Origin of the sequence: Parafrankia discariae (assembly GCF_000373365.1) — a bacterium.
Taxonomy (GTDB): Bacteria; Actinomycetota; Actinomycetes; order Frankiales; family Frankiaceae; genus Parafrankia; species Parafrankia discariae.
Window position 1 is genome coordinate 21,309 of record NZ_KB891255.1, and the last position, 7,015, is coordinate 28,323.

The window sequence follows — 7,015 nt, forward strand, 5'->3', positions numbered from 1 at the left end:
GGGTTAGAGATTGGTGCCACAAATACCAGTGGCGTTCTCAGACAAAGCGATGTTAGCAAGCAGGGAATTCTCATGACGACCACCAGCACCACGTATCCGATGTTAGCCCTATATTCCGCGTCCACCGATGACGAACTAATCCAGCTCGCCCGCTCCGACGCTGAGTCTCTGCGCGCGGGTCGGGCGCGCCGAGCATTCGCGGGCACCGCCAGACGCCGCCTCGCGGTCGCCGCCGCAGACGAAGCTGGCCTCCTGGAGGGCTTGTCCTTCTTCGCCGAAGGGATTGCCAGCCCCCGCTGGGTGTCCGGCACCGCGGACGGCGCGGCCGACGAGGTGGCCTGGTGCTTCGGCGGCCACGGCAGCCAGTGGGACGGGATGGGCCAAGCACTCATGTCCTGGTTCCCGGATTCTGCGCGCGTGCTGAGCGGTGTGTCCGTCGCCAATGGAAGCGAAGCCGGATCCCCCGGCGCGACGCAGCCGCTCATCTTCGCAGTGCAGGTCGCCATCGCTCAGTGGCTGCTGTCACAGGGTCTTCGCCCTGCAGCGGTGATCGGCCATAGCCTGGGCGAGGTCGCCGCCGCCCACATCGCGGGCGTTCTCACGTTCGCCGACGCCATGCGGGTCGTCTTGGTCCGCAGCCGCCTGCTGGACGCCGCGGGCGAGGGCGGGGCCATGGCCACAATCGGAATCGACCACGAGACGGCCGCCGTCCACTGCGCGCAGACACCGGGAACCGTTGTCGTCGCAGCGCATTCCGCCCCGCAGGAGACCGTCGTGACCGGCGAGCAGGCTGCGACGGACGCGCTCGTCGCCCGCCTGCGGGAGGAGGGAGTCCGCTGCCGCCCGATCCGCATCACGGCAGCCTCGCACAGCCCGTTCGTCGAGCCGGTGCTACCGCAGCTGCGAGCCGAGCTGTCGGACATCGAACCGCGCACCGCCCGCACCCCCTGGCTGTCCACAGTGGACCTCGCCGGCCCACCCCTGGGCAACGCCGACTACTGGGCCCGCAACTTACGCGAACCGGTCCGCTTCGCCGAGGCGGTGTCGGCCCTGGCCGACCGCGGCATCCGCGGCTACGTGGAGATCGGCCCACACCCCGTTCTACTCAAACCCCTCCGTGACACGTTGCAGGCGGCGGGAGTACTTGACCCCCTCCTGGCCGCCACGGGCCACCGCGGTTCCCCGGAGCCGGTGACCTTAACGCGCACGCTGGGGGCCCTGTACACGAGGGGATCATCAGAGGAGGCGACATGACATTGGATCGTGCAGCGCGGGTCCTGGTGGCGGGATCGACCGGCCTCGTCGGCTCGGCTGTCATCCGCCGCCTAGAACGCGTCGGCTTCCAGGACGTGGTCGGCATCCACTCAGCCGACGCGGACCTGACCGACACCGCAGCGACCAGGTCCGTGTTCGAGCGGCTGCGTCCGAATGTCGTGGTAGACGCCGCCGCGCGGGTCGGGGGGATCGCGGCGAACCACGCGGAGCCGGTGGAGTTCCTGAACGACAACCTGCTGATCCAGACAAACCTGTTCACTGCGGCACACGCGGTGGGGGTGCATCGGCTGCTGTTCCTGGGGTCTTCGTGCATCTACCCGCGGGATGCCGCGCAGCCGATCAAGGAAGACGCGCTGCTGACGGGCCCACTGGAGTCGACGAACGACGCCTACGCCATCGCGAAGCTAGCCGGGTTGGTGGCGGTCCAGTCGTACCGGCGCCGGTACGGGCATCGGTGGATCTCGGCTATGCCGACGAATGTGTACGGTCCTGGGGACAACTTCCATCCGACTCGGTCGCACGTGCTGCCCGCTTTGGTCCGGCGATTTTACGAGGCTGCGCGGGATGACGCGGAAGAGGTTGTGGTTTGGGGAACGGGGACCCCGCGACGCGAGTTCATCCACAGCGATGACCTAGGGGCGGCGTGTGTGCACTTGTTGGACCACTATGACGCCGCCGAGCCGGTGAACGTGGGAGTCGGGACAGACGTAAGCATCGCAGAGTTAGCCGAGCTGGTGGCTGAGGCCGCTGGTTTCCGGGGGCGGATCGTGTGGGACCGGTCCAAACCGGATGGCACGCCACGGAAGCTATTGGATGTGTCGCGGTTGGCAGGGACGGGGTGGAAGCCGCGGTTCGGCTTAGCTGAAGGAATTCGGGACACGGTGGAGTGGTTCGCCTCTTCCGCTACTCGGCTGTGACATGGGACGCCGACAAGGGCAGGTGAGCGCATTCGTTCGCCTGCCCTACCTCAGCTCGAACCGCCCACCGTCTAGAGACTTTCCCCGCGCCGTCCATACCTGGAACATCGCTCCCTCGCCCTCCGTCCACACTCGAACCGACAACTCGTCCCCCGGGTACACCGGCGCTGTGAACCGTACAGACATCCACCCAAACCGATCAACATCCCCAGCACAGACTGTCCCTAACAACGCCCGCCCCGCATACCCGAACGTGCACAGCCCATGCAGCAGCGGTGCGCGCAACCCCAACCCCCGTGCCACCCCCGGATCCCAGTGGAGCGGGTTCCGGTCCCCCGTCAGCCGGTACAGCAGCGCCTGTCCCTCCCCCGTCCGGTACTCCACCACGTGATCCGGCTCCCGCTCCGGCACCGACCACCTATCCACCGGCGGCCGGGGTCCACCAAAGCCCCCTTCCCGCCGGATCGTCAGCGAGCTGGTGAGCTCAGCTAGTATCCTCCCCTCTCCGTCACAACATGTGGTGGCTACATCTACGACAGCACTCGGGCCCGCATCGTAGAGACCAACCACGCGGGAGGAAGACATCACGGTGCCCGTAACGGGAATTCGGCTGCGCAGCGCAATGGACTGACGGGTGTGAAGCAGCAGAGACGAATCGAAGGGACCGAAAGAGGGCTGCGCCGAGAGATCCACCAGGGTTGTGGGAAAAGTGGGCAGGACTGCGTCGGCACCCAGAGCGAAGCTCAACTCCGCGGGACCGGACCCCACTGCCAGCGCGTACAAGGCTGCCGAGTCGGCGTTCCACTGATGCGATCCCGATGACCACGCCATGTCAGCCAGACGAGGGTGGAGAGTCATAGGAAATTCACCTCTGCTACATGCGGCGGAAAACACGAATGAGCGAACAGGTCTTGTTTAGAGCCCATCGCAGCACCGGGCATATTCGGAACGACGACTCATTGCAAACAACGCGGACACCATTCGGGAGAGCGGTTTTCTTCCGGGCGACCGAGAAGAAGGACGGACGATGGCACAGGTACTGCTCGTCGACGCAGGCGGGGTTTTGTTCAACAACATCAACGAGGAGACGTCGTTCGTCGCACGGTTGGCGGCGCGACACGGGGCCGATCCGGGGCGGTTGTTGCAGACCATCTTCTCCACAGCGCACCAGTACGAGAGTGGGGCCCGCGGGGCGCACACGGTGATGCGGGAGGCGTTGGTGGACTCCGGGGCATGGAGTGTGCGGAGCTACGACGCGCAATGGGTGGACCGGCTCTACCTGGACAGCCTGCGGTGCTACCGGCCGAACCTGCAGGCGCTGGCCGAGGTGCTGCGAGCCAACCCGTCGCTGACCGCGGTGCTAGCGAACAACGAGGCTGAGCACTGGGACGAGCTAAAGAACGCGCATTTCGGCCATTACCAGCATTTCGACCGGCTGTGCTCGTCCTGGCGGGTAGGGCAGGTCAAGCCGTCGCAGGAGTACTTTGCGGCTGTGCTGGAGCGGTGCGAGACAGAGCCCGTGCAGGCACTGATGGTCGACGATCGGACCGCGGTCGTCGAGGTCGCGCAGGCGATGGGGATGCGTACGCTACACGTGCGCACCCCCGAAGTACTGTGTGGGAGCCTGCGCGCGACCGTCGACGACCTGCTGCGGCCGGTCAGAACTCGCTGACGCCCGCGTCGACCGCGAGTTCGTGCGCGGTCACGTACTTAGACGCATCGGAGGCCAGGAACAGCACGGCATCGGCGACGTCTTCGGTGGTAATACCATCCACGGGCTGCATGTTAACCAGCATGCCGCGCAGCCGTGGGTCGGCCATGCTCGCTTTCGCAACCTGGGCGAGCATGGCCCGGCTACCCATCGCGGTGTCCACCCCAGTCGGATGCACGCTGTTGACTCGAATGTGGTAACGGGCCAGCTCGGCGGCGAAGCCCTTGGCCATGCCGCGCACGGCGAACTTACTAGTGGTGTATGGGATCATGAACGGCTGGGCCTTAAGCCCGGCCGACGAGCTCATCAGTACGATCGACCCACCACCCGCCGCGACCAGGTGCGGGGCTGTGGCCATCACGGTGTTCCAGGTGCCGCGGACGTTGACGCCCATGGTGTCCTCGAACTCCTGCTCGGTGACCTGGTCCCACGCCCTCGGGATGCAGATACCTGCATTCGCGACCACCACGTCCAACCTGCCCAAATCGACCACGGCTGAGGCTACCGCAGCGTGCATGCCCGCCAGATCACGCACGTCGACCACGGCCGTGCGCACGTGCGCGCCTGCCTCCCGGGCCAGCTCCGCGGTCTCATCCAGGTCAGTGGGTTCCGCGGATTTGTAGGCCACTCCAGGAAGCTGTCCGCACAGGTCGAGCGCAATGACGTCGGCGCCCTCACCCGCCATGCGCAGCACATGCGCGCGTCCCTGCCCACGCGCGGCCCCGGTCACCAAGACCACTTTTCCATTCATCACGCCGGTCATCACACCATCCTCTCCGGACACACCAGGCCCGTTCGATTGGTAGGTAAGAAAATACGCGCGCACGGTACCTGTCGTACATACCTGCGTCGCGATTAGCCTCGCCGCTTCGCCACCTTGGTGTCCAACGGTCCACCATCGCCGGTGTCACCGACAGCACACCTGACGGTGTTCATGCAGGTCACCGACCCACGGAAACGTCATGGAGCGGAATCGACTACCGACCCTACTCACCCTGGCGACCCACACTGCCCTTGGTTGCTAATCAGCAACTTTACTAGCACCCCTGCCGCAATCACCCTCCCGATCGGCGACCAGCCTTTCTACCAGGGCTTATGCACCGAGCGGTTGAGATCACCTCCGTCTACCACACCGAGTCACACTTTGACGCCTGCTGTGATCTTCTACTCAGACCGCAACACCGCCTAGCTAAGACGACATGGAAACAGTATTCTAATACCTTAGATCAAGGATGCGGCTGAGACATTAGACGCGAAGCTTGTGGGCGCTCTGATGCTTCACTCGCGACATCATTTTCTGCTGCTTGAAAGTCCGTGCGGCGCATGACAGGTCCAGACCCAGCGACACACTGGATCTGTCGATTTCGCTTCCGTGCGGGTAGCCGCAACGTTGCCTGGCGCAATCGTATTCACGACGATCCCGGGCCTAGGTGAATCATTGGAACGTCGGCGTGCGATGCGGCCGGCCGGTGTTTCGGTGAGCGAGGAGACACGTGGCTGATTCACTTCACCATCTGGCTGGAGACGGACTCGCGCTTCGAAGCCTCCGGCGACAGGCGGGCCTTTCCCTGCGGGGACTAGCCGATTTGGCACATTATGACAAAGGATACCTGTCCAAGGTCGAGAACGGCCGGAAACCGATGACCGTGGACCTGGCCCAGACCTGCGACCAGATTCTCGGCGGTGGCGGCACGCTGACCCGCCGCGCGCTAACCGCGGCTACCGTCGCGCGCGCCGGGCAGCTTCCGCCGGCCCAGTTACCGGCCGCTCCGTACGAGGTGTTCGGCCAGGGCGGAGCTCGAGACCGGCTCGAGCAGCTGCTCGCCGGGCCGTTCGACGCGCCTGGCGGCGTACCCGTGGTCTGCGTCGACGGGCCGCCCGGTGTCGGCAAGACCACTTTGGTGCTGAGCTGCGCGCACTCCGTCACCCACCGCTTCACCGACGGCGCCCTGTTCGCCGACCTACGCGGCGAATCCTCCGTTGCTAAGCAGGCCAGCGACGTCCTCAGCGGGTTCCTGCGCGCCCTCGGTGCTGACCCCGGCCTCATCCCCGACGACGAAGCTGAGCTCGCCGCCACTTACCGCTCCCTAATCGCAGGCCGGTCCATGCTCGTCGTGCTGGACAACGCCGCCAGCTCCGCCCAGGTGCTGCCACTGCTTCCCGGGACCGCAGGCTGCGCTGTGCTGATCACCAGCCGCAGGCATCTCACCGGCCTGCTTGTCTCGCCCGTCCCCGCAGTCCGGCTCTCCCTCGGCGTCCTAGCCCCGAACGCCGCCGCCGAGGTCATCCGCTCGGTCATCGGCGGCCGCCGGGCCGACGCCGAGCCCGCCGCACTCGCCGCACTCGCCCACCGCTGCGGCTACCTGCCACTGGCCCTGCGCTCAGCCGCGGTGTGGCTGGCAGCTTGCCCCGATGTCTCGCTCGCAGACTTCGCTGCCGATCCCTGCCCCGAGTCAGCTGCCCGGGACAAGATCGCGGAGAACATCCACATTGCGTCCGACCCGACCGGCGAGATCTCATCAGCCAGCCCGCAGCTCTGGGTCCCCGATGAGCCTCTGCCGCTGAGTGACCCGCTGGTCCAAGGTGATGTCGAGCCGCCTGCCTGACCGGATGCCGTCGTTGGGGGCCTCCCCCGCCCGCGGGCTGAGGTCGTGGGCACCCACCGCAGTGGCTCGCCGCCGTCAAACGGGTACGGGTGATGAAGTTCGTGATGTGCGGGGCGCGGTGGGGGTGTTGTCATGACGGGTGGCACCGCCGTCTGATCACACGGAAATGGACCCACCCGCAGTGGACCGGACGGCCACCGGTCGGCAAGGAGATCGCGCCCCTGGTCGGGTCGCCCGGGGGGATCGCACCCCCGGGCTCCCACAGAACGGAGCGTGAACCTCTCGGTTCACTCCGCTCTTCTCACCGTGATCCGGTCGGCATGGATGCCCAGGCCCAGTGCGCGAACAGTCTGGGCTCTCGATCGAGGAGCCCGGTCCACCATGCCCTGAACCTCTTGAACGGGCGTAGCCGTCTGTACTTCTTGCCAGCCCACCGCATCAGGTAGGTGTTGATGCGTTGCAGGAGGGGTGACATCTGCGAACGGTAGAACCGGCCGTAGTAGTTC

The 7,015-nt window shown here is 66.0% G+C and carries 6 protein-coding genes and 1 pseudogene; 4 read left to right on the plus strand and 3 right to left on the minus strand.

Translation table 11 applies throughout. From position 1 onward, the window contains the following. The first annotated feature begins 72 nt into the window (after nucleotides 1–72). Complete coding sequence (locus tag B056_RS0129195) at nucleotides 73–1,254, plus strand: acyltransferase domain-containing protein (RefSeq protein WP_018505384.1); 1,182 nt, start codon at nucleotides 73–75, stop codon at nucleotides 1,252–1,254. After that, nucleotides 1,251–2,192: a GDP-L-fucose synthase family protein gene (locus tag B056_RS0129200; RefSeq protein WP_018505385.1), complete on the plus strand. Its 942-nt coding sequence runs from the start codon at nucleotides 1,251–1,253 to the stop codon at nucleotides 2,190–2,192. The genes B056_RS0129195 and B056_RS0129200 overlap by 4 nt, the downstream gene beginning before the upstream one ends. Before the next feature lie 45 nt (nucleotides 2,193–2,237). Here the strand turns inward: B056_RS0129200 and B056_RS46255 are convergent, their stop codons facing one another. Further along, nucleotides 2,238–3,050: a MaoC/PaaZ C-terminal domain-containing protein gene (locus B056_RS46255; protein WP_063826674.1), complete on the minus strand. Its 813-nt coding sequence runs from the start codon at nucleotides 3,048–3,050 to the stop codon at nucleotides 2,238–2,240. Between the two features lie 169 nt (nucleotides 3,051–3,219). On the opposite strand from B056_RS46255, the gene B056_RS0129210 reads away from it, so the two are divergent. Continuing rightward, nucleotides 3,220–3,864, plus strand: a complete 645-nt coding sequence (locus B056_RS0129210; protein ID WP_018505387.1) for an HAD family hydrolase — start codon at nucleotides 3,220–3,222, stop codon at nucleotides 3,862–3,864. Here B056_RS0129210 and B056_RS0129215 read toward each other — a convergent pair. After that, nucleotides 3,851–4,666: a mycofactocin-coupled SDR family oxidoreductase gene (locus B056_RS0129215; RefSeq protein WP_026240269.1), complete on the minus strand. Its 816-nt coding sequence runs from the start codon at nucleotides 4,664–4,666 to the stop codon at nucleotides 3,851–3,853. The two genes, B056_RS0129210 and B056_RS0129215, sit on opposite strands and share 14 nt — an antisense overlap. 730 nt (nucleotides 4,667–5,396) lie before the next feature. On the opposite strand from B056_RS0129215, the gene B056_RS38420 reads away from it, so the two are divergent. Beyond that, nucleotides 5,397–6,509 (plus strand): helix-turn-helix domain-containing protein, encoded by a 1,113-nt coding sequence (locus tag B056_RS38420; protein WP_076784796.1) that lies wholly within the window; start codon nucleotides 5,397–5,399, stop codon nucleotides 6,507–6,509. A 301-nt stretch (nucleotides 6,510–6,810) separates the two neighbouring features. Here the strand turns inward: B056_RS38420 and B056_RS41195 are convergent. Then, nucleotides 6,811–7,015 (minus strand): annotated as a pseudogene (locus tag B056_RS41195) (group II intron maturase-specific domain-containing protein); the annotation flags it as partial.

Excerpts from the sequence above, each read along its gene's own strand:
- B056_RS0129195 (WP_018505384.1), top strand. The coding sequence starts at position 73 with ATGACGACCACCAGCACCACGTATCCGATGTTAGCCCTATATTCCGCG.
- B056_RS0129200 (WP_018505385.1), top strand. The coding sequence starts at position 1,251 with ATGACATTGGATCGTGCAGCGCGGGTCCTGGTGGCGGGATCGACCGGC.
- B056_RS46255 (WP_063826674.1), bottom strand. The coding sequence starts at position 3,050 with ATGACTCTCCACCCTCGTCTGGCTGACATGGCGTGGTCATCGGGATCG.
- B056_RS0129210 (WP_018505387.1), top strand. The coding sequence starts at position 3,220 with ATGGCACAGGTACTGCTCGTCGACGCAGGCGGGGTTTTGTTCAACAAC.
- B056_RS0129215 (WP_026240269.1), bottom strand. The coding sequence starts at position 4,666 with ATGACCGGCGTGATGAATGGAAAAGTGGTCTTGGTGACCGGGGCCGCG.